Origin of the sequence: Ruegeria halocynthiae (genome assembly GCF_900106805.1) — a bacterium.
Classification (GTDB): Bacteria; Pseudomonadota; Alphaproteobacteria; order Rhodobacterales; family Rhodobacteraceae; genus Ruegeria; species Ruegeria halocynthiae.
In genome coordinates this window covers 107,898-129,558 of sequence record NZ_FNNP01000002.1, presented here as the reverse complement: position 1 = coordinate 129,558, position 21,661 = coordinate 107,898, and the positions used below count along the sequence as shown (strand labels likewise).

The 21,661-nt window shown below is 55.3% G+C and carries 22 protein-coding genes; 12 read left to right on the top strand and 10 right to left on the bottom strand.

Annotated features, from left to right (window positions below):
• Positions 1-40 precede the first annotated feature (40 nt).
• Positions 41-880 (top strand): 2OG-Fe(II) oxygenase, encoded by an 840-nt coding sequence (locus BLU89_RS09820; RefSeq protein ID WP_074736805.1) that lies wholly within the window; start codon positions 41-43, stop codon positions 878-880.
• A 734-nt stretch (positions 881-1,614) separates the two neighbouring features.
• On the opposite strand, the gene BLU89_RS09810 is transcribed toward BLU89_RS09820, so the two are convergent.
• The 8 genes from BLU89_RS09810 to BLU89_RS09775 all read right to left on the bottom strand — a co-directional run bounded on the left by BLU89_RS09810 (position 1,615) and on the right by BLU89_RS09775 (position 8,467).
• Positions 1,615-2,673, bottom strand: coding sequence for an aldolase/citrate lyase family protein (locus tag BLU89_RS09810; protein WP_074736661.1), 1,059 nt, complete (start codon positions 2,671-2,673; stop codon positions 1,615-1,617).
• A 12-nt stretch (positions 2,674-2,685) separates the two neighbouring features.
• Complete coding sequence (gene hpaH, locus BLU89_RS09805; RefSeq protein ID WP_074736660.1) at positions 2,686-3,486, bottom strand: 2-oxo-hept-4-ene-1,7-dioate hydratase; 801 nt, start codon at positions 3,484-3,486, stop codon at positions 2,686-2,688.
• Positions 3,483-4,337 carry a fumarylacetoacetate hydrolase family protein gene (locus BLU89_RS09800; RefSeq protein ID WP_074736659.1) on the bottom strand — a complete coding sequence of 285 codons (855 nt, stop codon included), beginning with the start codon at positions 4,335-4,337 and terminating at the stop codon, positions 3,483-3,485. The genes hpaH and BLU89_RS09800 overlap by 4 nt, the downstream gene beginning before the upstream one ends.
• A 111-nt stretch (positions 4,338-4,448) precedes the next feature.
• The gene (locus BLU89_RS09795) at positions 4,449-4,661 is read right to left on the bottom strand and encodes a hypothetical protein (RefSeq protein ID WP_074736658.1); all 213 of its coding nucleotides are present in this window, start codon (positions 4,659-4,661) and stop codon (positions 4,449-4,451) included.
• A gap of 10 nt (positions 4,662-4,671) precedes the next feature.
• Complete coding sequence (gene hpaD, locus BLU89_RS09790; RefSeq protein ID WP_074736657.1) at positions 4,672-5,655, bottom strand: 3,4-dihydroxyphenylacetate 2,3-dioxygenase; 984 nt, start codon at positions 5,653-5,655, stop codon at positions 4,672-4,674.
• Positions 5,656-5,667: 12 nt separating this feature from the next.
• A complete protein-coding gene (gene hpaD / locus BLU89_RS09785; protein ID WP_074736656.1) occupies positions 5,668-6,519 on the bottom strand; it encodes a 3,4-dihydroxyphenylacetate 2,3-dioxygenase in 852 nt (283 codons plus the stop codon).
• 50 nt (positions 6,520-6,569) lie between these two features.
• Positions 6,570-8,081: a 5-carboxymethyl-2-hydroxymuconate semialdehyde dehydrogenase gene (hpaE, locus tag BLU89_RS09780; RefSeq protein ID WP_074736655.1), complete on the bottom strand. Its 1,512-nt coding sequence runs from the start codon at positions 8,079-8,081 to the stop codon at positions 6,570-6,572.
• A complete protein-coding gene (locus BLU89_RS09775) occupies positions 8,078-8,467 on the bottom strand; it encodes a 5-carboxymethyl-2-hydroxymuconate Delta-isomerase (RefSeq protein ID WP_074736654.1) in 390 nt (129 codons plus the stop codon). Before BLU89_RS09775 ends, hpaE begins: the two co-directional genes overlap by 4 nt.
• A gap of 105 nt (positions 8,468-8,572) precedes the next feature.
• Here BLU89_RS09775 and hpaR point away from each other — a divergent pair, with 105 nt between their 5' ends.
• On the top strand, positions 8,573-9,013 hold the full coding sequence (hpaR, locus tag BLU89_RS09770) for a homoprotocatechuate degradation operon regulator HpaR (RefSeq protein ID WP_074736653.1): 441 nt from the start codon (positions 8,573-8,575) through the stop codon (positions 9,011-9,013).
• Positions 9,014-9,045: 32 nt separating this feature from the next.
• On the opposite strand, the gene BLU89_RS09765 is transcribed toward hpaR, so the two are convergent.
• Positions 9,046-10,398 (bottom strand): aminotransferase class III-fold pyridoxal phosphate-dependent enzyme, encoded by a 1,353-nt coding sequence (locus BLU89_RS09765; RefSeq protein WP_074736652.1) that lies wholly within the window; start codon positions 10,396-10,398, stop codon positions 9,046-9,048.
• A 33-nt stretch (positions 10,399-10,431) separates the two neighbouring features.
• Positions 10,432-11,211 (bottom strand): IclR family transcriptional regulator, encoded by a 780-nt coding sequence (locus BLU89_RS09760; protein WP_074736651.1) that lies wholly within the window; start codon positions 11,209-11,211, stop codon positions 10,432-10,434.
• A gap of 108 nt (positions 11,212-11,319) precedes the next feature.
• On the opposite strand from BLU89_RS09760, the gene BLU89_RS09755 reads away from it, so the two are divergent.
• From BLU89_RS09755 to BLU89_RS09710, 10 genes are all read left to right on the top strand, one after another.
• Positions 11,320-12,249, top strand: coding sequence for a tripartite tricarboxylate transporter substrate binding protein (locus BLU89_RS09755; protein ID WP_074736650.1), 930 nt, complete (start codon positions 11,320-11,322; stop codon positions 12,247-12,249).
• A 60-nt stretch (positions 12,250-12,309) separates the two neighbouring features.
• Positions 12,310-12,846 carry a tripartite tricarboxylate transporter TctB family protein gene (locus BLU89_RS09750; RefSeq protein WP_074736649.1) on the top strand — a complete coding sequence of 179 codons (537 nt, stop codon included), beginning with the start codon at positions 12,310-12,312 and terminating at the stop codon, positions 12,844-12,846.
• Between the two features lie 10 nt (positions 12,847-12,856).
• The gene (locus BLU89_RS09745; RefSeq protein ID WP_083347719.1) at positions 12,857-14,389 is read left to right on the top strand and encodes a tripartite tricarboxylate transporter permease; all 1,533 of its coding nucleotides are present in this window, start codon (positions 12,857-12,859) and stop codon (positions 14,387-14,389) included.
• Between the two features lie 5 nt (positions 14,390-14,394).
• Positions 14,395-15,879, top strand: coding sequence for an aldehyde dehydrogenase (locus BLU89_RS09740; RefSeq protein ID WP_074736804.1), 1,485 nt, complete (start codon positions 14,395-14,397; stop codon positions 15,877-15,879).
• Between the two features lie 15 nt (positions 15,880-15,894).
• Complete coding sequence (locus BLU89_RS09735; protein ID WP_074736648.1) at positions 15,895-17,190, top strand: aspartate aminotransferase family protein; 1,296 nt, start codon at positions 15,895-15,897, stop codon at positions 17,188-17,190.
• Positions 17,187-18,146 carry a phosphotransferase enzyme family protein gene (locus tag BLU89_RS09730; RefSeq protein ID WP_074736647.1) on the top strand — a complete coding sequence of 320 codons (960 nt, stop codon included), beginning with the start codon at positions 17,187-17,189 and terminating at the stop codon, positions 18,144-18,146. Before BLU89_RS09735 ends, BLU89_RS09730 begins: the two co-directional genes overlap by 4 nt.
• Entirely contained in the window at positions 18,143-19,375 is a 1,233-nt protein-coding gene (locus BLU89_RS09725) for a Tm-1-like ATP-binding domain-containing protein (RefSeq protein WP_074736646.1), read from the top strand. The genes BLU89_RS09730 and BLU89_RS09725 overlap by 4 nt, the downstream gene beginning before the upstream one ends.
• Before the next feature lie 512 nt (positions 19,376-19,887).
• Positions 19,888-20,376, top strand: a complete 489-nt coding sequence (locus BLU89_RS09720) for an SIP domain-containing protein (protein ID WP_143030552.1) — start codon at positions 19,888-19,890, stop codon at positions 20,374-20,376.
• The gene (locus tag BLU89_RS09715; RefSeq protein ID WP_074736644.1) at positions 20,373-21,284 is read left to right on the top strand and encodes a MotA/TolQ/ExbB proton channel family protein; all 912 of its coding nucleotides are present in this window, start codon (positions 20,373-20,375) and stop codon (positions 21,282-21,284) included. Before BLU89_RS09720 ends, BLU89_RS09715 begins: the two co-directional genes overlap by 4 nt.
• A gap of 4 nt (positions 21,285-21,288) precedes the next feature.
• Positions 21,289-21,660 (top strand): ExbD/TolR family protein, encoded by a 372-nt coding sequence (locus BLU89_RS09710; RefSeq protein ID WP_074736643.1) that lies wholly within the window; start codon positions 21,289-21,291, stop codon positions 21,658-21,660.
• Position 21,661: the final 1 nt, after the last annotated feature.

Below are 21,661 nucleotides of genomic sequence, written 5' to 3'. Positions count from 1 at the left end.
GTTTAAGCCATGCACAATGTTTAAGAAGGCATCTAAGATCATGAACAAAGTTGTTTATCCTCTCAATCCCGAGACTCTGCTAATTTCCTCTGCTGAAGCAAGAAAAGCAGCAGAACCCTTCGCAGAAACCTATCAAAATGAACAACCCTACCCGCATGGTTCTTATGACGATTTCCTGCCCCCCGAAATTCTGGAACGTGTAAAAGAAGAATTGGAATCTTTGCCCGAGGCGGAATCGAGTTTCGATCGCGTTCAGGAAAAGTTGAAAACAAGCTACATACCAGAGCGGCTGCCTCCCTATACCCGGCAGTTATTTTATGCGTTGAACTCGCGCCCGTTTCTTGCTTTTCTTGAAGAACTTACGGGAATTGATGGTCTTATCCCGGATCCCTATTTTATGGGAGCAGGCGTTCATGTCGTCGCCAATGGCGGTCATTTGGATATTCATGCTGATTTTAATCATCATGGTAAGATGAACTTGGAGCGTCGGCTTAATATTCTCATCTATCTCAACAAGGATTGGCAGCAGGACTGGGGCGGATCGTTCGAAGTCTGGGAAAAAGACATGAGCAGAAAGGTCAAAAGCTTTGTCCCGCTGTTCAACCGAATGGCTTGTTTCAATACGTCTTCAGAAAGCTGGCACGGCAACCCGGAAACAGTTAACAGCCCCACCGGTGAACCACGAATGTCCATCGCGCTCTACTATTACACAGCGACGTGGGATGAGACCCGAAAGTCGCACAGCACGTTATTCAAGCCGCGCCCTGGTACAGCTGACCAGCATGACAAAATTGAAGCGCGGCACGCAATTTTGAAAGACCTGTTGCCACCAGTTCTATATCGTCGATTGGCATATCGACTTCGCAAGATCGGTATATAGGATTCTTTCATCTCAGAGCCACTATCTGAGCAAGTTTTTCGAACTTGTGCTAAGAGAGATTTTCGAGAAGCAGGGTTTGTAGTCATCGGGGTACAAAACTACACTCGCGCCTTTTTCGAAGATCGCCAACGAAATTTCGAATGCTTCAAAAATTAATTCCGGTTGGCGCTCTGGCACTACGACTATAACAATCGTCACGCCGCACTCGATGCTTGCAAACAGAAAAAGCTCGTAGAAGCACGCCAGACGCTTGGGCAATGTGCGGGCTCCGCGCCTGGCGTGCTTGCCCAAACCAACAACCAAGAACATGAATACCAGACTCATAGATTCTTGTTATAAATAAAGGATCCCCCGGGTGAGGGTCACAATCATTCTGTGAATGCGTAAACCCTGTCAGGGCAGCATCACGTGGTCGAGATCGCTGGTTCAATCCTGCCGCCGTGCACTTGCGATGCAAGAACCCCGCGCTGAACTTAATTCAGCGATGGTATTACGTACCTACACTTGTGCCGTCTTTAACTGTTGTCTGGATTGGGACGTTTGCCCGCACAATCCTGGGAATACCTACATTGGGATTCATGGAGTTGTGATACATATTGTGGCCAATGTTGGCTTTTCCAGGCAAAATCCATGTGCATCTTGCATTAAGGTCATTCAGCATTGTGCCAAACGGCTGGAGTCTGTGAGGCAGAATAAAGTCTGCGAAAAAGCGGGGTGCCTCCAATTGTAGGCCGTTAGTTGTTCCAGTACAGTTCGAACTCTTCGCGAAAGGCGAAACGTTTCAGGTGGTCGGTGATTGCGATTTTCCAACGGTCCAGATCGCCGCGTGGACTTACCGATGCTTCGATTTCCAAGGCTTCGGAAGTTGCTTTCAGCTTTACCGAGTTGCCGCTGGCAAATGAAATGGTCCCGGCGTAGACATCAAATTCGACCTGTCCCTTGTGGGACCAGTGTTTGCACAATTGCTGCAGATATTTACTGGCGTTCCCGGTCTCGGCCTGACCCGTTACTATCTGCTGCGGTAATAGGGCGAACCCGCTCTGAGCTTTCGCTCTCATGCTTTTTGCGAAGAGCGTTACATCGATTTCGGTTGCCAGAAAGGTCACGCCTAAATCAAGGCAATTGCGTTGCATCGCCGGGTCAAGGGTAAGGATACCCGCAGCCTTTCCGGATGCAACAATTCGGGCCAGGCCGTCTGTAACCGCCTGCTCAACGTCCGGATGACCTGCGTTGCCAAGCTGGCCCATATCGGCCGCCAGATCTGCCGGGCCGATGAAAACTCCGTCGACGCCCTCCACCGTCAGTATTTCATCCAGCGCGGCCATGCCTGCGTTGTTTTCAACCTGAATTAACAGACAGATTTCCTCATCCGCCGTTGTGAGATAATCTGGGATCGCCGCAAACTGCGAAGCCCGTGCAAGAGACGAGCCTACGCCCCGTACGCCACGCGGGGGATACTGTACCGCCCGCACCAGCGCGCGCGCCTGATCGGCGCTTTCGACCATAGGCACCAAGATACTCTGAACGCCCGCGTCCAGGTATTGCTTGATCATCCAGGTTTCACCAATTGGCAAACGCGCAACCGGCACGCTGCCCGAACCTTCGATCACGCGCACCTGTTCTAGGATCGATCGCAGATCGTTGGGCGCGTGTTCGCCATCGACCAGCAACCAGTCAAAGCCGGCGGTTGCGGCGATTTCTGCGGCATAGGCGTCGGCCATACCGATCCAACATCCGATCTGAGGCTCTCCGGCTTTCAGCGCGGCCTTGAACACGTTTTGTGGGGCGGGCATAGCGCGGCTCCTTTATGCAAAATTGATATCGACGGACCCGAAAGACCCGAAATCAGCGTGGATTTCCGCGCCCGGCGGACACTCGACAGGGCGGATGAAGCTTCCGGACAGGATGACCTGGCCGGGTTCGATGCTCTGACCGTATTGCGCCATGCGCCGCGCCAGCCAGACAACGCTTTCGACCGGATCGTTCAGCACACCCGCGCCCAAGCCGGTTTCCTCGATTTCGCCGTCACGGAAGGTCAGAGCGCCAACCCAGCGCAGGTCGAAGGCATCCACCGCATGGTGCGCAGCGCCCAGTACAATGCCGGCATTGGCGGCGTTATCGCTGATCGTATCGTACACGGTGCGCGCCTTTCCGGTCTCAGGGTTGGTACGCTGAATGCGCGTGTCGAGGATCTCGATCGACGGAGCAACATAGTCGGTTGCCTGTAAAACCTTGGCTCGGGTCACATCGGCGCCTCCGATGGCGTCCTTCATGACAAACGCAATTTCGGCTTCGACCCGGGGCTGGATAAAACGTCCGGCGGGAACGGTCGCACCAGTTTCGAACTCCATATTGTCGAACAGGATGCCGCTGTCGGGGATGTCGATGTTCAACGCATGCTGCATCGCCTTCGATGTCAGGCCGATCTTCCAACCGATAACCTTGCGCCCTTCGGCCAGCTTGACGCGATAGATGGCATTCTGCACTTCATAGGCGTCGTCCATCCCCATTTCGGGATGGCGCAGCGTCAACAGTCCGATCTGCTTACGCGTGCGTTCGGCATTCAACAAATCAGCAGCAGCAAGCGAGTGATCCTCGGGGGTCATAGCAATTCGTCCTCGATGGAGTTGCGCAAGATGCCGATACCCTCGACCGACACCTCGACCACATCACCGGGCGCCAGGTATTTCGGCGGATCAAACCGCGCACCCGCACCGGTCGGCGTGCCGGTGACGATGATGTCGCCGGGCCGCAGGGTCATGAAGGTCGAAATGTATTCGATCTCGCGCCGGATCGGGAACATCATGCGGTTCAGCGTATCGTCCTGGCGCAACTCTCCGTTCACATGGGTCTGGATGCGAGCGTCGTCCAGTTGGGCGGCGTCGCAAAAGGGAACCAGCCATGGACCGATGGCGCCGGAGTTGTCCCAGTTCTTGCCCTGAGTAACGTTGAACTTGGCGTGGCGGACCCAATCGCGGATCGTGCCTTCGTTGCATAGGGTCAAGGCCGCGATGTGGTCATATGCGTCATCCTGCGAAATCCGGCGGCCCGCCTTGCCGATCACGATAGCCACTTCGCCTTCGTAATCCAGCGTATGGTTCTCTGGTGGGCGGATCAGCGGGCAGTCGTGCCCGGTAAAGCCGCTGGCGAAACGCGGAAACAGCGACATGTATTTGGGTTGAGCACTTCCATCCTTGTATTCCGCGTTGCGGTCAGGAAAGTTCACGCCAACGCAGAGGATACGTCGTACATCCGGCATCACCATTTCATAGGTGAAATCCGTATGTGTGACCGATTTTCCTTCGACGGCGGCAGCCAACTGATCGAATGCCCCTGCCGCGACAACTTCATAAAGACTGTTGTGATCGGGAAATTCGTTGTTCAACGCTATCGCGCCCTCATCGGTGATCGCACCAAAATGAGTTTTTCCGTTGGCGGTGTAAGTTGCAAAGCGCATTAGGCCTCCTCGGCGGCATCAATCCCGCCCATGCAGAGATATTTGAGTTCCATGAAATCATCTAGTCCATTGGTGCGAAACTTCTCAACACCGCTCCCTCGACCGTGGCGTCTAGTTCATCATTGTCGAGCACGGTGAAGGTACGTCGCCACCTGTCTCTATGACTCGTGTGGTCTCGGGCGCGCCCAGATTGGGAACATGACCGATAACCACTCCGCTTGCCGGGTCGGCTGCAGCAATTCCTGTCTCGGCATCGGCCGCAACCCAGCCTGCGTCAACAAGGGTAGCCTCACGTAACAGACCGAGGTCGCTCAGTTCGATCATATTATTCTTCTTACGGTGCGATGATCGGGGATGCGGACAGATCCGGTTCGTTTACATCGACACCCACAAAGGACGTACCGTGTTCAAACCAGCTGCGCGGTGCCGGTGCACCCCAAAGCGTCTGACGCTGCGGGTCCTTCAGATCCCACTTGATCGGTTCCAGATCAGGGTCAACGGTCTGATAATCTGAACAATAGATCTCAATCCGGTGGCCATCGGGGTCGAGGATATACAGGAAGAAGGCATTCGAAATACCGTGCCGCCCCGGGCCGCGTTCGATGTTGTCCACATATCCAGTGGTGGACATCAGATCGAGCAGATCAATGATATTCAGCGGGGTGGGCACCCAGAAGGCAACGTGGTGCATTCGTGGGCCTTTGCCATTGGTGAAAGCCATGTCATGCACCCCACCCTTGCGGTGCATCCAGGCGGCCCACAATTTCTTGCTGTCTTCATCTTCTGTGTACTCAGTGACACGAAATCCAAAATCGCTGTAGAAGGCAACGCTGTTGTCAACATTGGTCGAAAAACAGTTGAAATGATCAATCCGCAACGGTTTTACACCACGATAGAGCGCGTAGTTTTGATGGATCGGCCCCAATCGGTCCATCTTGTGATAAAACTCTAGCGGAATGCCCATATTGTCCGAGGTCAGCAAAGTTCGGCCCTGATATGGGCGGTCAACCCAGGCGGTTGGGCGGCCTTTGGATTGAAAATAGGCCTCGGCCCGATCCAGGTCCTCTTCGTCAAAAGTTTTGAAACCCATGACTTCCACGGTACCCGGCTGATCAGATTTCTGCAGGATTACGCAGTGATGCCCACGTTCCTCCATCGCGCGCAGATAGACATGACTGTCACTTTCGTCCGAGACCTGCAGGCCCAGAACTTCTGAGTAGAACTTACGCGAAGCCGCCAGATCGCTTACGTTCAGGCAAACGTGGCTCAGCCGGATCGTGTTGAAATCAGGGTACAGGTTAGGAGCTGGTACGGGCATGGAAGCCTCCTGTTACACGGGGAAGATTACGTTGGTTTGGCCTGTGCCGGAGCTTGGGAAATACTCGGTCACGACTTCGCATTTCTTGTCATAGGCATCCCACCCCAGCGCGCCATACAGCATCGATGTGTCATGCATCGAGCCTTCCCCGCAGCAGAAACTGGCATAGTCGCCCAGCATTTTCAGGAACGTTGCGTGATCGCCGTTCTTCCACATTTCCAGCACGTGCAGGTCCATCTGGCGGTTGAATTCCGAGCTGATGGTGAAGGTGCCGTTATTGGCGGCATAGTCTTTATTCGCCCAGATCTTGTGCGACAGCGAACCTGATGCAACCAGCAGCACTTTCTCGTCACTGGCCTCCACCGCTTCGCGGATCGCCTCGCCGATGATGCTGCTTTCATCGTGACTGTGCACCGTGGCCCAGGCCGCAACCGAAACAACCTTCATGTCATGCTCGCGGCTCATAAATCGCATCGGCACTAATGTGCCGTACTCCAACTCGAGACTGTCAAGGTGGTGCGACAGTGTATAGGCCCCTTTATCCGATGCGATCTTTGCAATCGCGTCGCCCATTTCCGGATTGCCCGTGTAGGAGTAAGGCAAATCCTGAATGAACTGCGGGAATTCGTTCGAGGTGAACAGACCTTCGAATTTTGCATTGGCGTTGATGTGAAACCCTGCATTGATCACCCAGTGGGTGTCGCAGATGATCACAGTAGTAGCGCCAAGCTCTCTGGCGCGGCGCGCGATTTCCCTATGACCGTCAATGGCGGGCTGGCGCTTACCTTTGACTGGGCCTTCCTGCTCGGACATGAGCATTGTCGGCACGTGGGTCATTTTGGCGGCGAGAACAATTTCTCCCATTTTCTCCTCCTGGAGTTGGTGTTTATCGCGCGTTTTAGTCGGGCTGGTTCTTACAACTTGCCTAGCTGCATAATCCTGTGCTGGCCGGTGGCAAAGCCGACATGCTTCTGCTCCATGTAGAACTCGAAGCTCCATTCACCGCCGTCGCGGCCGATACCGGATGCTTTGACCCCGCCAAACGGCGTGGGTAGATGACGCACATTTTCCGAGTTCACCCAGATCATACCGGCCTCAAGCCTGTCGGTGAATCGCAAGGCACGGGTCAGATCGTTGGTCCAGACATAGCCGGTAAGACCGTATTGTGTATCATTGGCGATCTGCAGGGCCTCTTCTTCGGTCGAGAACGGGATCGAAGTCAGGACAGGACCAAAGATCTCTTCACGCGCGATGCGCATCTGGTTGTTGGCATTGGTAAACAAGGTGGGACGCACGAAGTAGCCTTCGTCGCCAATCTTCACGCCTCCGGCGGCGACGGTAGCACCGTCCTCTTTGGCGATGTCGAAATAAGAGCTCACCTTGTTGTAGTGCTCTTCTGTCACCAGTGGGCCGATTTCGGTCGCGGGATCCAGAGGGTGACCAACCTTGATGTTGTTCACTCTCTCAATCAGTTTGGCCTCAAACTCTGCCTTGATTGTATCCTGTACCAGCAGGCGTGACGAAGATGTGCAGCGTTCACCGTTGATCGAGTAGATCATGAAGATGACTGCATCCAACGCGCGATCCAGATCGGCATCGTCAAAGACGATGACCGGGTTCTTGCCGCCCAGTTCCAGATGCATCCGCTTAAGAGTATCGGCGCCCTGTTTCGTGATGATACTACCCGTGCGGCTTTCACCGACAAAGGCGATGGCTTTGATCAGCGGATGTTCGGTCAACCGTTTGCCGACATCCGGACCAAAGCCGTTCACCGTATTCAACACTCCTTTGGGCAGACCTGCCTCTTCGGCAATTTCCACCAGCAGACGGGCAGAAAGCGGTGAATCCTCCGCTGGTTTGTGGACCACTGTGCAGCCAGCGGCCAGTGCCGGAGCAATTTTCCAGGTCGACAACATGAACGGCGTATTCCATGGGGTGATCACCCCAACGGGGCCGATCGGAACGCGGGTGGTGATGTTCATCAGCGTCGGCGATTTCAGGTGCTGGCCATCCCGCGCCTGAACCACCTGATCAGCAAAATAACGGAAGTTTTCGGCGCCGCGCAGTGCCGCCTTTGACATAAACCGCAGAGTCTGACCGGTATCCCAGCACTCACAGAGGGCAATTTCTTCCGCTCTGGCCTCGATGGCATCCGCAACATTCAACAGGATGCGGCGGCGTTCAGTGGCAGGCAGGTCACGCCAATCAGCAAAGGCATCATGCGCGGCTTGTGCTGCCGCATCAACGTCACCCGCTGTGCCATAGGCAACCTCGCAAATCACTGATTTATCCACCGGAGAGATTGATTGGAACACACCAGCCGACCCATCCCGATCCTCACCCGCGATCCGGTTCTTGATACCTGTTTCCCTGAAGCGGGCGAGGAAGCTAGCAAGCTTTTCTACGTTCTTGTTCAGATCACTCATGATCGTGCCTCCAGATGGTCTCGGATCGTTCCAGTTTTAGGGGAAAGGTCGGGGTCGATGTCGCGCATCTCGAGCGACAGCGCGATGGAATGTCGTGTCATGGCGGGATCCAGGTAGGCTCGGACCGCTTCGAAAATGCGGCGTGTCGCGTCTTTCTTTACGTCGTCGGGTCGGCCCGCGCGCAGACGGATCGAGATATCGACGAAGCCATGCGCAGGATTGCCGTCGGCAATCGCATAATGATCAACACGTGTTGCGCGGACGCGAATGCCCGGCATCGGGAATGTCTCGATCCCAGCTGCGGTTTTTCGGATGCATTCGCATAGCCCAGCGATGTCGACACAATCGTCAAGATTGCCAGAATACTCGACATGAAAATGCGGCATGTTTCCTCTCCTTATAGTTAACATGTTTACTATTAAAAGTCACCCCCGTCAAGAGCTTGCTTTGTTAATCTTTGCAATTCCATAATTGACACAATAGAAGGCAGCATGAACACACAAAGCCACACCAAAAGCACATCCAGATCCCTTCCGATTGCGTTGTTGCGCGCCCGAGAAACCGTCATGGCACCCGTCAGGGATATGCTGCAGGGCATTCAGCTGACCGAGCAAAAGTGGCGCATCCTGCGGGTTTTAGATGAAATGGGCGAAGTGGAGCAGAGTGCCATCGCCAATGAGGCCTGCCTGTTGCTGCCCAGCCTTACACGCATTCTGCGCACAATGGAGGCTGATGAGCAGATCACACGCCGACAGGATAATCGGGACAAGCGGCGCACTATGGTGATGATCACTGATGTGGGCCGTCAGATCCTGAAAGAAAACCTTGCAACGTCTCTATCCATTTCCAACAGTATCGAGGCGCAGATGGGTCGGGAAAAGCTGGATAACCTGCTGGATCTGCTTGAAGAACTGCAAGCCGTCAAAGTTTGACCCCGCCTCGGAAGGCAGGGTCTCAAAATCCCTCAAAGACTAGCCAGCCCGCTGTCCAGTGCCGACAGGATCTTTGCTACATCGTCCGATGTAACAATCAGCGGGGGTGACAGGATGATATTGTTGCCGGATACACGGACCATCACACCATCTTCATAGGTCTCTTTTTGCACCTGCAATGGCAGATGTTTGGCAATCGGTGCTTTGGTTGCCCGATCCGACACCAGCTCCAGTGCGCACATCAGGCCCTCTCCACCACGCACATCCCCAATAATGTCGTGCTTATCCGCCAGTTTTCTAAGTCCTTCAAACAGCTCATCCCCACGGGCAGCTGCATTTTCCCAGATTCTCAAACGATTGATTTCTGACAGCGCAGCAAGTGCTGCTGCCGCACCTACGGGGTGGCCGGAATAGGTGTAGCCCTGATCAATCGACGCTTTGCCAGAGGTATCACTTTCGAACACTTCCGCGACCGAACCTGAAATCATCACGGCGCCAAACGGGAAATAGCCGTTGGTGATGGCTTTGGCCGTAGTCATGATATCGGGTTGAACACCCCAATGCCGCGCACCGCTTTCGCTTCCGGTACGGCCAAATGCAGTGATGATCTCGTCCGAGATCAGCAGAATTCCGTGTCTTGAACAAACCTCGCGCACCATCGGCATAAAGCTTTTGTGCGGCGGAATCACCCCACCAGCGCCTAGAACCGGCTCCATTATGAAGGCGGCGATCGTGTTGGCGCCTTGAAATGCGATTTCAGCCTCAAGCGCCTTGACGCAAAGCTGTGCCAAACGCGCAGGATCGGATTCGTCGAACGGGTTGCGATAGGTCCATGGGGCGGGCACGTGGAAACAACCGGGCATCATGGGTTCGTAAACTGCACGGAACTTCTGGTTTCCATTGACCGAGGCGGCCGCGAAATGGGTGCCGTGATACCCCTGCTTCAGGCTGATGAATTTGGTGCGGCCTGCTTCGCCGCGCAGTTTGTGATACTGACGCGCCAGTTTCAGTGCGATCTCAACGGAATCCGACCCACCCGAGGTGTAGAAAGCGCGCGTCAGGCCATCCGGGGCAAAGAACTGCGCCAGTTCATATGACAGTTCGATGGCCTTGTCGTTGCTGGTGCCGCGGAAGGTCGAGTAATAAGGCAACGTGATCAACTGATCCGTGATGGCCTGTTTTACCGGATCGCAGGAATAGCCCAAGTTTACGTTCCACAGACCACCCACGGCGTCGATGGCCTTGTGACCATCCACATCGATGATGCTGACCCCTTCACCACCCGTCAGAATGGTAGGCGGATTGTTCCGGCTGTCCGCCGGGTGCGCCATCGGGTGCCAGAAATACCGGGCGTTATTTTCCTTGAGGAAGTTGGAGTCTTTCATGTCACGATTCTCCGGGGAATTGTCCACCATTGCTCAGGGGTGGAACTCGGTTGGGAAAGTCTCGGGCATCTGGCCGCCAAAATTTGCGGTCAGATCGCGCGAGAGAGATTGAAGCGAGTTCAGAATCACGGGCAAGCGATCGCTGGTGGCCCGAATTTCTGGAACGGCAATCGAGATTGTCCCTAGGGCGACTTGGCTGATGCCAAAGATTGGTGCAGCAAATCCAAACACCCCTTCTTCATAACTACCATTGCTGTTAGACCACCCCGCCCTCTGGATCAGCGTCACCTTTTCTCTGATCTGATCCGGATCTGTCAGCGTGGTGGCGGTGAAGCGTTCCTGCTTTTCCATGTCCAGATGGTCTCGCAGGTATGACGGGCCAAACCCAAGCATACACAGGCCCGCGGCGGTTGCGTTGATCGGAATAACTTCGCTGGGGTCCAGGCTGACCCGGACACTGTGCCGCGTCGTCTCAACAACCACAGCGGTCTGCAAAGTATCCTTTTCCAGCAAAGTAAGATGCAGGCTTTCACCGACCTCCAGCATCGCCGCCTGCATTTTCTGACGTGCGCCTTCGAGGCCAGGCCTGGCAATTTCACGCAGTGCTGCAAGTCGCACTGCTGCAGGTCCGATGGTGTATGTTTTCGACTGCGGGTTTTGTTCGATCAGTCCGAATTCTTCGAGCGCACGCAGGTGACGCAGGGCTGTCGCTTTGTTCAATCCGGACAGGCGCGCGATTTGACTCAGGCCGATTTCGGCCAGCGAGCTTGAAAACAGGTCCAGCATTTTCAACGCGTTAAGCGCGGTACCCATGTGTTTTGCCTCCTCCAGCTGAGGTTATACTTGACAGAATGAACTTAACAAAGCAAGATTATTATTGCTAACACGGTTCAAATAATGAACCTTTACTGGGAGGAGCAAATGAAAAAAATTATTGCGGCAACCTTGATGGCAGCCTCGGCAACCGCCGCTATGGCGGAATATCCTGAGAAGCCCGTATCCTTTGTGGTTCCTTGGCCTCCGGGCGATCTTGAGGACGTTCTGACCCGTATGATCGCCGATGAATTCCAAGCGATGTATGGTGTTCCTGCCGCTGTTGTGAACAAACCCGGCGGTGGCGGCGGCCCATTCCCCGGCGCGGTCGAGGTCGCGACTGCCCCGGCAGATGGATATACGGTGGGCTCTTTCGTCACCGACGTTCCGATCGGCGGGCCCGAGATCGGTATTCCGGAACTCAGCCCGAACCCGTTCGAGCCGATCGGCATCTTCATGACCTATCCGTTCGTCATTGCCGCCAGCAAGGACGCCGCGTTCCAGAACTGGGATGAACTGGTCGCCTATGGCAAAGAAAACGATGTGGCGCTGGGTCACTTCGGCTCGTTCCTGCCACCCACCCAGGTGACATTCTCGGCAGCGATCCAGTCAGAGTTCGACTTTGCCAGCGAAGCCGCGTTTGATGCGCTGGATTGCAATACGCTGGCCTCGGGCGATGTGGACGTCATCAACACCACGCTACAACTGATCCTGCCCTGCATGGACAAGGTGAACGTCCTTGCTTCCATCGGCAATGAACGGATCAGCCTGACGCCCAATGCTCCCACGGTTGCAGAAATCCACCCGGAGCTGAATCTGGCGCTGTGGAACGGTTTGTTTGTTCACAAGGACGTACCGGTAGATGCGCGCGAAAAGATTTCAGCTGCTGCCCAAAAGGCGCTGCAGTCTGACAAAGCACAAAACCTGATCGGTGAAACCGGTGTTCTGATCTATTGGCAGAACGCCGAGGAATCGCAGGCGCAGATCGAGGCCGATACGCAGACGATCGGCAAGATCACGGAAATTCTGGGCGAATAACCCCCAGATCAGGGCGCGGGAAGAAATCCCCGCGCCTTTGTTTTGGGATGGGAGGGAAAAATGATCGCAAAAACGCTTCAGGACATGTTCAAGCGATATCGCCGACCAGGTGACGTTGTGTTTGCCGTACTATTCATGGTCTTCTCGGTGTTTCTGCTATCTCAACTTGGCGAACAGACGCAGGTCGTCAAGCGCACCAAATGGTTCGCGCAACCAGGTTTGTGGCCCACAGTGGCTGTATGGTGCATGGTCCTGTTCAGCTTTCTGCATTGGCTCAGCTCGGCCATTTCCGACCGGATCGACGGTCGCTGGAGCGAGGTCGGGTTCTGGGTAAGGTCGCTGGAATATGTCGCCTATTTCCTGATCTATGTGCTGCTGGTGCCTAAGTTGGGATATCTGCCATCCACCATGTTATTCGCGGTCTTCCTGACCATGCGCTCAGGGTTTCGCGGATCGGGTGCAATCGGCATCGCGGCATTGTTCGGGTTTGTCGTCACCATCGTGTTCAGAGGGTTTCTGCAAGTGAAAATCCCTGCGGGCGCCGTCTATGAATATTTGCCAGACTCTGTCCGCGCCTTTGCGCTGACCTATCTGTAAAGGGACCATCATGGAAACGCTTCTGTCCGGTGTTTCGATCCTGCTGCAGTGGCAGGTCATTGTCGCGCTGCTGATCGGTTCAATTGGCGGTGTCATTATTGGCGCCCTGCCAGGAGTAGGGGCAGCCGTTGCCATCGCGATCCTGCTGCCCGCCACCTTTTCTTTCGAACCCATCGTAGGCCTGACCCTGTTGCTGGGCATTTATGGGTCCTCCATGTATGGCGGTGCGATCCCGGCCATTCTGATCAATACGCCGGGCACAGCTGTCAATGCGCTCACCACCTATGACGGTTATCCCATGACCAAACGTGGTCAGGGCCACAGGGCGCTGTCGCTGGCCTATTCGGCCTCATTCTTCGGAGGTGTCTTTGCGATCATCTGCCTGATGGTGCTCTCGCCAGTGCTGGCGTTGATTGCACCACAATTCGGTAGCCGAGAGATTTTCCTGGCCGCACTGTTAGGCATTATTCTGGTCGTGCTTGCGCATCGCGGTCAGATTTTTTCTGCGGGCATGCTGGCAGCTTTCGGTGTTTTCCTGAACACGGTCGGCCTCGAACCGGTCAAATACACCCGTCGTTTCACTTTTGATCAAAGCTGGCTGGCATCGGGCATTGACCTGATTGTTGTCGTTCTGGGTCTGTTTGCGCTGAGCCAGGCGTTTCTGCTGCTTCTGGAAAAGAACCACGCACCACAGGACACCCACGTCAACGGCAATATCTTTGCCGGTTTGAAAGAATTGCTGGGCCTGAAAAGGGTTGCAACCGTATCTTCAAGCATTGGTGTGCTTATGGGCATGGTGCCGGGAACGGGTGAGTTTACCTCGCAGTTCCTGTCCTACACCTATGCTCAGAAAACGTCGAAAGACCCCGAAAAATTCGGCGATGGCTCACCCGAGGGTCTCGTCGCATCAGAAGCTGCAAACAACGCGGTTCCGGGCGCGGCAATGATCCCCCTTCTTGCTCTGGGCATCCCCGGAGAAGCACTGACTGCAATGATGTTGTCGGTTTTCTATGTCCATAACGTGATTCCTGGTCCGCAATTGTTCGAACATCAGATGGATTTTGTTATGGCGCTTTACATGGCGTTGATCATCCTGAATGTGATCGTTCTGGTATTCCTGCTGTTTTCGACAAACTTGCTGCTCAAGATCATCCAGATTCCCACACGGTTTCTGGGCGTGATGATTCTGATTTTGGCTTTTGTCGGCGTCTATAGTCTGCGCAATTCGATTACCGATTGCGCCATTGCTGCGGGATTTGGTGTTTTCGGCCTGATCCTCAAACGGCTAGATTTGCCGATCGTACCGATCATACTCGGCATGGTTCTGGGCGGCATCATGGAAACCAAGCTGCGCAGCGCCATGGCGCGGGTCAAAACGCCGCTGGATTTCATTGACCGGCCCATTGCGGCAATTCTGTTCTGTCTGATCATACTGATCCTGATCCTTCATTTCCGCACGCTGTACTTCGAGTTCAAGAACAAACTCAGACCCGAACCCAAAGTACCCGCTGTGGATTCCGACCACCCGAACCAACAAGGATAGCTTTCATGGATCAGTCTTCCATCGATGCCTTGCGCGTGCAGGAGATCGCCCCACGCGGACACTTCATCAACGGCACATTCCATGCCGGAGAAACTGGCGCTCTGCACGAGGTGTTATCGCCCATCGATGGCCAGCCTCTGGCACATATCGCCGAAGGCAGCCCTGCGGATGTCAGTAGTGCCGTTCACGCCGCGCGGACCGCGTTTGATGATGGTCGATGGTCCCGTATGCCCCCGGCAGGGCGCAAGAAGGTTCTGCTGAAGCTGGCCGACCTGATCGAAGCCCACGCGCTTGAAATCGCGGTTCTGGGTGTGCGTGACAATGGCACCGAAATCAACATGGCGTATAAGGCCGAGGCACTCTCGGCTGCCGCTACCTTCCGGTATTATGCTGAAGCCATCGACAAGATATACGGCCAGATCGCGCCAACCAGTCACGACATTCTGGGTCTTGTGCATCATGCCCCGGTTGGCGTTGTTGGGGCAATTGTTCCATGGAACTTCCCGCTCATGATCGGAAGCTGGAAAATCGCGCCAGCCCTTGCGGCGGGGAACTCCATAGTCCTGAAACCTGCAGAAAGCGCGTCGCTCAGCCTGTTGAAAATCGCTGAGCTGGTGGCCGAAGCAGGTGTTCCTGACGGCGTGTTCAACGTGGTGACCGGGCGCGGTTCGGTCGTTGGGGAAGCGCTGGCTCTGTCCATGGATGTGGACATCATGGTCTTTACCGGATCGGGTGCGACAGGTCGGCGCCTGTTGGAATATTCGGCGCGATCTAATCTGAAACGCTGCTATCTGGAACTGGGCGGCAAATCTCCGAACATCGTCTTTGCCGATGCCCCCGATCTGGCCGAGGCAGCCAAAGTGTCAGCAGCCGGAATTTTCCGCAATTCGGGGCAAGTTTGCGTCGCCGGATCTCGCCTGCTGGTGCAGCAAGACATCTATGAAGAATTCGTCGCCGAGATCGCCCGCCATGCCAAGAACTTCCGGGTTGGTGACCCGTTGGACCTGACCAGCCAGATTGGTGCGGTTCACAGCCTGCGAGAACTGGAGGCCAATCTGGATTTCGTGACAAAGGCCGAAGCCGAGGGTGCCGAACGGCGCACCGGCGGTGAGCGTATCTTGGCCGAAACCGGCGGTTATTACATGGCCCCAACGGTAATGGCGGGCGTCAAGGAAACAGATAACCTATTCCAGAACGAGGTCTTCGGGCCGGTTCTGGCCGTGACCCCATTCAAGGATGAGGATGAGGCGATCCGTCTGGCCAACGCCACCGTCTATGGTTTGGCGGGAGGCGTCTGGACCTCGAACCTCAGCCGGGCGCATCGCATGGTAGCTGAAGTGCGGACCGGGGTCATGCATGTCAACACCTATGGCGGCTCGGATTTGACTGTTCCACTGGGGGGCGTGGGCCAGTCCGGGAACGGGCATGACAAGTCTCTGCACGCGTTGGAGAAATACTTCGATCTGAAAACCGCGTGGATAAAACTCTGATCAGGGGATGACTGTATGACGCTTCCTGCGAAATCTGCCGAACTCATCGAACGCAGGTCCAGATTCTTGGGGCCCAATGTCTCGACTTTTTATGATGAGCCTGTGCACTTTGTGAAAGGCGAAGACGTCTGGCTGTGGGATGCCGATGGGCGCAAGTATCTGGATTGCTATAACAATGTACCGCATGTGGGCCACTGTAATCCTCGGGTGGTCGAGGCGATCTGCCGTCAGGCTTCAACCCTTAACACCCACACGCGGTATCTGCATGACGGCATTCTGGACTACGTTGAAAAATTGACCGCTACGATGGATGCTTCGCTGGATACGGCCATCCTGACCTGCACCGGCTCCGAAGCCAATGACATCGCGTTGCGCATGGCCGAAGGCATGACCGGCAAACGAGGCATCATTGCCACCGACGCGACCTATCATGGCAATACCGCGCTGGTCAGTCAGTTGAGCCAATCCAATGTTCCAACCGTCGGGTTTGGATTGGACCACTATTTCCGATTTGTGAAAGCGCCCGACAGCTATCGCAACCCCGACCCGGATGGCACAAGATTTGCCGAAGCCGTCGCCGAACAGATTGCCGAACATGAAAAGGCTGGAACGGGCTTTGCTGCGCTAATCGTCTGTCCATATTTTCTGAACGAAGGCTTTCCCGATCACCCGGATGGCTGGCTGAAACCTGTGGCCGAGGTGGTGCGCAAAGCAGGTGGTCTGTTGATCTGTGACGAAGTTCAATCTGGTTTTGGTCGCACCGGGACACACATGTGGGCGCATCAGAAGATGGGCGTGGTGCCCGATATCATGACCATGGGCAAACCCATGGCAAACGGCCATCCGGTGGGCGGCGTGGCAACCCGCAGCGAGATTCTGGCAACGTTCCGAAAGGGGTATCGTTACTTCAACACCTTCGGTGGCAACCCTGTATCCTGCGCGGCTGCGATGGCGGTGTTGCAGGAAATTGAAGACCGGGATCTGGTCACAAACGCTCGAACTGTTGGGACACACGCCCGCACGCGGTTGAACAAGCTGCAGCAGAAATACGATTTTATCGGCGACGTGCGCGGCTCGGGGCTCATATTCGGGGCAGAAATGGTTCTGGACCGCACCAGCAAAGAGCCAGCCAGCGAATTTACCGATCGCGTCATCAACGCGATGCGTCATCGTGGGATCATTCACTCCAAGCTGGGGCGTCACAAAAACACGCTGAAGATCCGCCCGCCCATGCCGTTCTCGGTCGAAAACGCTGATCTTCTGTTCGATACTTTGGATGGCGTTCTGGCGGAAACGCCACTGATCTCATGAAACAGATTGTGGAACAGGCTCTGGCCCTGTGGGGAATGCGAGATGCCAAATGGTCGCTTGTGGCGGCTCGGGAGAACCACGTCTATCGAATTGATCTGGGGCAGACCGCCTATGCCTTGCGTCTGCATCGCGTGGGCCTGCGCTCTGACGCAGAACTTCGCTCAGAACTGCAATGGATGGCCGCACTCGGGGAAAAAGGCGTCGGCGTTCCAACGCCTGTACTCAGCACGGAAGGTTTGTATCTGCATCTTCTGCAAGGCATTCAGATCGACATGCTAGGCTGGTTGCCGGGGCGTCCTTTAGGGGCGACCGGATCGGGGATAGATCACGAAGACCGCACTGGGGTTTTTCATACGATTGGCCGGGAAATGGCCCGACTGCATAAAATCAGCGATGATTGGTCACCTCCGCCGGGATTTTCTCGCTGGTCGTGGGATCGACCCGGACTACTGGGCAAAACACCTCTCTGGGATCGCTTCTGGGAAAATCCGACACTTACTGCGGAGGATCAGGCGCTGTTTCTGCAGTTTCGCAAGGTCGCAGATCACAAGCTTCGGCATTTGGAAAGTAAACTGGATTATGGCCTGATCCACGCCGATCTTGTCCGCGAAAACGTCATGGTTGATAGCGATCGGGTATGGCTGATTGATTTCGATGATGCAGGATTTGGATTCCGCCTGTTCGACATAGTGACCACCCTGCTCAAGAATCTTGAAGAACCAGATTGTGACTTGCTGCGCGAGGCTTTGCTGACCGGGTACCGGACTGAACGGCAAATCTGCACCGAGCATCTTGATCTGTTCATGGCTTTGCGTGCTGCGACATATGTTGGATGGATATCATCCCGCCTTCAGGAAGATGGATCAGATCTGCGCAACACGCGGTTCATCGAAACCGCCCGGAACCTGTTGACCCGATATCTCGACACAACTCGCATAAATGGGAGGAACCAATGACCACAAAGACAATCCTGCTGATTGGGACCTACGATACCAAGGAACCCGAGATGCGGTTCATCGAAGAGGCGATCAAAGCGCAGGGCGCACATGTATTGACGATGGATGTCTCGGTATTGGGTGATCCCTCGGAGCCGACTGACATCTCTAAGCACGACGTTGCCCGCGCAGGTGGGATGAGCATCGATGAGGTCATTGCGCAAGGAGATGAAAACAAAGCGTTTCGCGTGATGTCCGCCGGTGCGGCGAAAACCGTTGCACAAGCCTATGCCGATGGCCGCTTTGATGGGATGCTGGCCACCGGTGGCACCATGGGTACCGATCTGGCCCTCGACTGTGCGCAGGCGTTGCCGATGGGTGTGCCGAAATACATCGTCTCAACGGTCAGTTTCTCTCCGCTGATCCCGCCACGTCGGTTGGCTCCCGACATTCAGATGATCCTCTGGGCCGGGGGGCTGTACGGTATGAATTCGATCTGCCAATCCTCGCTCATGCAGGCGGCCGGGGCTGTTGTCGGTGCTGCCAAAGCCGCCATTACGTCGGATCGCAGCAAGCCATTGGTTGGAATGACCAGCCTGGGCTCTTCCTGCCTTCGCTATATGAAAACACTCAAACCCGCACTGGAAGAGCGCGGATTTGAGGTCGCCGTTTTTCATTCGACTGGAATGGGCGGCATGGCATTCGAGAAACTGGCTGGCGAAGGCACATTTGCCTGCGTGATGGATTTTTGTATGCAGGAGTTCGGCAACCTTATGGCGGGCTCTGTTGTCTCCAGCGGTGAAGATCGCGTTACCAATGCCGGACGTGTGGGCACTCCGCAGTTGGTCGCTCCGGGCGCGCTGGACCTTCTGGATTTTGCGGGTTGGCAGGATATTCCAGATCAATATGCTGATCGACCATTCCATGAACATAACCGCCTGATCAAAAGCGCGGTTTTCAATGGGGATGAGCGTCGCGCCTGGATACGCGAGCTTGCCAATCGGCTGGAGGCAGCAACCGGTCCTGTTCATTTCTTCTTGCCGGTTCAAGGCGTCGAAGCCTGGGACAAGGAAGGCGAAGAGGCGCATGATCCACAAGCTTTGGCGGACATGGTGGAAGAAGCCCAAAAGGTCATGCCGGGTCGGGTTTCGATGACCGAGGTCAATGCACATATCAACGATGCAGAGTTCTGCGATAGCGTTCTGGCACAGTTCGACAAATGGGTCACAGAAGGTGTTATCGTCAAATAGAGATGCGCGCAGTATCTTGAAGCTTTTTGGATAAGCGCGAACCGATTGTTCAATCGAGCTTGGTTGGGGACAATCCAACCATTCATGTACGGTATGCAGGGTGCACTGCTTAGCGGCGCCTCAATTCTTGCCACGATTGCGGCATTGGCGCAGCCTCAGTGCCTTGGAAACCATAACCGACTATAGTGTTTGGCCGGGCTTGGTCACTAACGTATCTGCAATCGCAAAAAACCTGTTTAGGTTCTGTCAACTGACCCACAGCGCGGTTTTGGTACGCTTAGTCGCTTGAAAGCTCTTTGGCGGATAATATTGACAATTTTACACGGGAATTATAGGGCGAGGCGATGACTGGCCACTTGGCTTGTCAGCCAGATTGCGTTTGATTTCCCTATTACGTGATCCAGCCAATTCTCATGAACAATCAAAATATCCGCTGCGGTCATCAAGACTGTGCCGGCATATGAGGTGGATGGCTCAATGGCGCTTGCAGAACCAGCTGGAAATCAAATGTGATGACAGTACATCCTGAATTTCCCCAACGCTCGGAAACACCTATTCCAAGTCTGACATACGACGCCATCCGGATGGCCCTGAAGCATGAGGCAACCACCCGTAATATGATGGACCAAACAGATACCCATGCAGAGATAACGGTTCAGATCAAGAGGGGTATGCTTTCATTCTCGCCAACCAACGAGGATGTCTTGGCCCATGGGAATTCCGCACCCGATACCATCGGGCAAGTTATCCTTCTGGCGGATGAAAGTGCGGATTGGACATATCCGATCCATGCGCCGGGCGGAGTCTCGATAATCTGGCACAATCATTCCGAGGGTACAGACTTCGCAGCGCCTGCGATCAACGGGGCCCTAACAACGCCCGACCATTACCTTTGGGTCGCCTGCGAGAAAAGTGACGCTCTGCGGATGCGCGGGGTCTTCAAAAACACCAGCAGTGTTCCCGCTCAATCCCATATCTTGGCCTATTGGAGCCGCTCATGAACCTGCGAATGATTCTTCTGGCCACCCTTGTGACCATCCCTGCCCCTCTTGCTGCGCAAATAACGCAAACCGAGCCCAAAGTGTCGACGCAAAGCCCCGCTCTGGCGGATACGATACCGTCGCAAGCAGAGGTCGCCGCCCCGACCATTGCCCCGGCGCCGTTGCCCGTCGACGCAACAGATGCCGGACTTGGTGAAACACCAACTCTCCTTCCGCCAACCGAACCCCTCGCGCCGCAGCAAGAGGTCTGGCAAACCGCACAGGATGCCTCGGAACGGGCGACTGCCTTTTTGCAAAACGGTGGGCCTTCGATCTGGGTCATCGCGGCACTGTCGGTGATTACGGCAGCTCTGATCCTGTGGAAGATCTGGCGGTTGGCACTGATCGGTGCCTGGTCCCGCGGTAAGGCCGGACAAGCATTAAAGCTGTTCGAGCGCGGAGATATCAATGCGGCACTGGCCATTGTCGACAATCGCAGAGGTATCCGATCAAAGGTTGTCGCAAACGCGATCCGTGCGATCCACTACCTGCCAGAAGACCGCGCACGTGAGGAAACCGCCCGTGTTGCAAAGCGCGAGATCGCGCAGGCAGGGATTGGTTTACGGGCGCTGGAACTGATTGCCACCATTGCGCCCTTGCTGGGTCTTCTTGGCACGGTTCTGGGCATGATTACTGCTTTTCAGGCCCTTCAGCAGGCCGGAAATCGCGCCGATCCGGCGCTGTTGGCCGGTGGCATCTGGGAGGCTCTTCTGACCACAGCCGCCGGTATGGCGGTCGCCATTCCCGCCTCAGCGGCGCTGACATGGTTCGAAGCGGTGATCGAGCGCATCCGCCGCGATGTCGAAGATGGCGCTACGCGTTTGTTCGTGGCCGGAGCTCGTATTGACCTAAAACTGGCTGCGGAATAGATCCATGCAGTTCGCACCGCCCGGCAGACCAAAGCGTAAGCCCAGCCTCACCCCGATGATCGACGTGGTGTTTCTGCTGTTGGTATTCTTCATGCTGGCGTCCCGGTTCGGAGCAGACGCCATGCTGCCATTTCCGCTGACGTCGACAGGTGGGGAATACACCGGCCCTCCGCGGCTGATCGATGTCTACCCGGACAGGGTGACACTGAACGGGGTCGAAACGGCTGATCTGCCACAAGCGCTGGCACCGTTGATACAATCGCCGACAGATATGCTGATCCTGCGCGGCCAGGACGGCGCCAGCCTGCAGCGCATCGTGACTGTGACCGAGAATTTGCGAAAGGCCGGTTACAGTTCGGCCGTTCTGGTGGAGTAGA

Bases quoted from the DNA above. Each gene is read 5' to 3' on its own strand.
- hpaD (WP_074736657.1), bottom strand. From the start codon at position 5,655: ATGCCCGTACCAGCTCCTAACCTGTACCCTGATTTCAACACGATCCGG.
- BLU89_RS09710 (WP_074736643.1), top strand. From the start codon at position 21,289: ATGCAGTTCGCACCGCCCGGCAGACCAAAGCGTAAGCCCAGCCTCACC.
- BLU89_RS09715 (WP_074736644.1), top strand. From the start codon at position 20,373: ATGAACCTGCGAATGATTCTTCTGGCCACCCTTGTGACCATCCCTGCC.
- BLU89_RS09730 (WP_074736647.1), top strand. From the start codon at position 17,187: ATGAAACAGATTGTGGAACAGGCTCTGGCCCTGTGGGGAATGCGAGAT.
- BLU89_RS09800 (WP_074736659.1), bottom strand. From the start codon at position 4,337: ATGCGCTTTGCAACTTACACCGCCAACGGAAAAACTCATTTTGGTGCG.
- hpaE (WP_074736655.1), bottom strand. From the start codon at position 8,081: ATGAGTGATCTGAACAAGAACGTAGAAAAGCTTGCTAGCTTCCTCGCC.
- BLU89_RS09810 (WP_074736661.1), bottom strand. From the start codon at position 2,673: ATGCCCGCCCCACAAAACGTGTTCAAGGCCGCGCTGAAAGCCGGAGAG.
- BLU89_RS09725 (WP_074736646.1), top strand. From the start codon at position 18,143: ATGACCACAAAGACAATCCTGCTGATTGGGACCTACGATACCAAGGAA.
- BLU89_RS09745 (WP_083347719.1), top strand. From the start codon at position 12,857: ATGGAAACGCTTCTGTCCGGTGTTTCGATCCTGCTGCAGTGGCAGGTC.
- BLU89_RS09820 (WP_074736805.1), top strand. From the start codon at position 41: ATGAACAAAGTTGTTTATCCTCTCAATCCCGAGACTCTGCTAATTTCC.
- BLU89_RS09755 (WP_074736650.1), top strand. From the start codon at position 11,320: ATGAAAAAAATTATTGCGGCAACCTTGATGGCAGCCTCGGCAACCGCC.
- BLU89_RS09720 (WP_143030552.1), top strand. From the start codon at position 19,888: ATGACAGTACATCCTGAATTTCCCCAACGCTCGGAAACACCTATTCCA.
- BLU89_RS09740 (WP_074736804.1), top strand. From the start codon at position 14,395: ATGGATCAGTCTTCCATCGATGCCTTGCGCGTGCAGGAGATCGCCCCA.
- BLU89_RS09760 (WP_074736651.1), bottom strand. From the start codon at position 11,211: ATGGGTACCGCGCTTAACGCGTTGAAAATGCTGGACCTGTTTTCAAGC.
- hpaD (WP_074736656.1), bottom strand. From the start codon at position 6,519: ATGGGAGAAATTGTTCTCGCCGCCAAAATGACCCACGTGCCGACAATG.
- BLU89_RS09765 (WP_074736652.1), bottom strand. From the start codon at position 10,398: ATGAAAGACTCCAACTTCCTCAAGGAAAATAACGCCCGGTATTTCTGG.
- BLU89_RS09735 (WP_074736648.1), top strand. From the start codon at position 15,895: ATGACGCTTCCTGCGAAATCTGCCGAACTCATCGAACGCAGGTCCAGA.
- hpaH (WP_074736660.1), bottom strand. From the start codon at position 3,486: ATGACCCCCGAGGATCACTCGCTTGCTGCTGCTGATTTGTTGAATGCC.
- BLU89_RS09750 (WP_074736649.1), top strand. From the start codon at position 12,310: ATGATCGCAAAAACGCTTCAGGACATGTTCAAGCGATATCGCCGACCA.
- BLU89_RS09775 (WP_074736654.1), bottom strand. From the start codon at position 8,467: ATGCCGCATTTTCATGTCGAGTATTCTGGCAATCTTGACGATTGTGTC.
- hpaR (WP_074736653.1), top strand. From the start codon at position 8,573: ATGAACACACAAAGCCACACCAAAAGCACATCCAGATCCCTTCCGATT.
- BLU89_RS09795 (WP_074736658.1), bottom strand. From the start codon at position 4,661: ATGATCGAACTGAGCGACCTCGGTCTGTTACGTGAGGCTACCCTTGTT.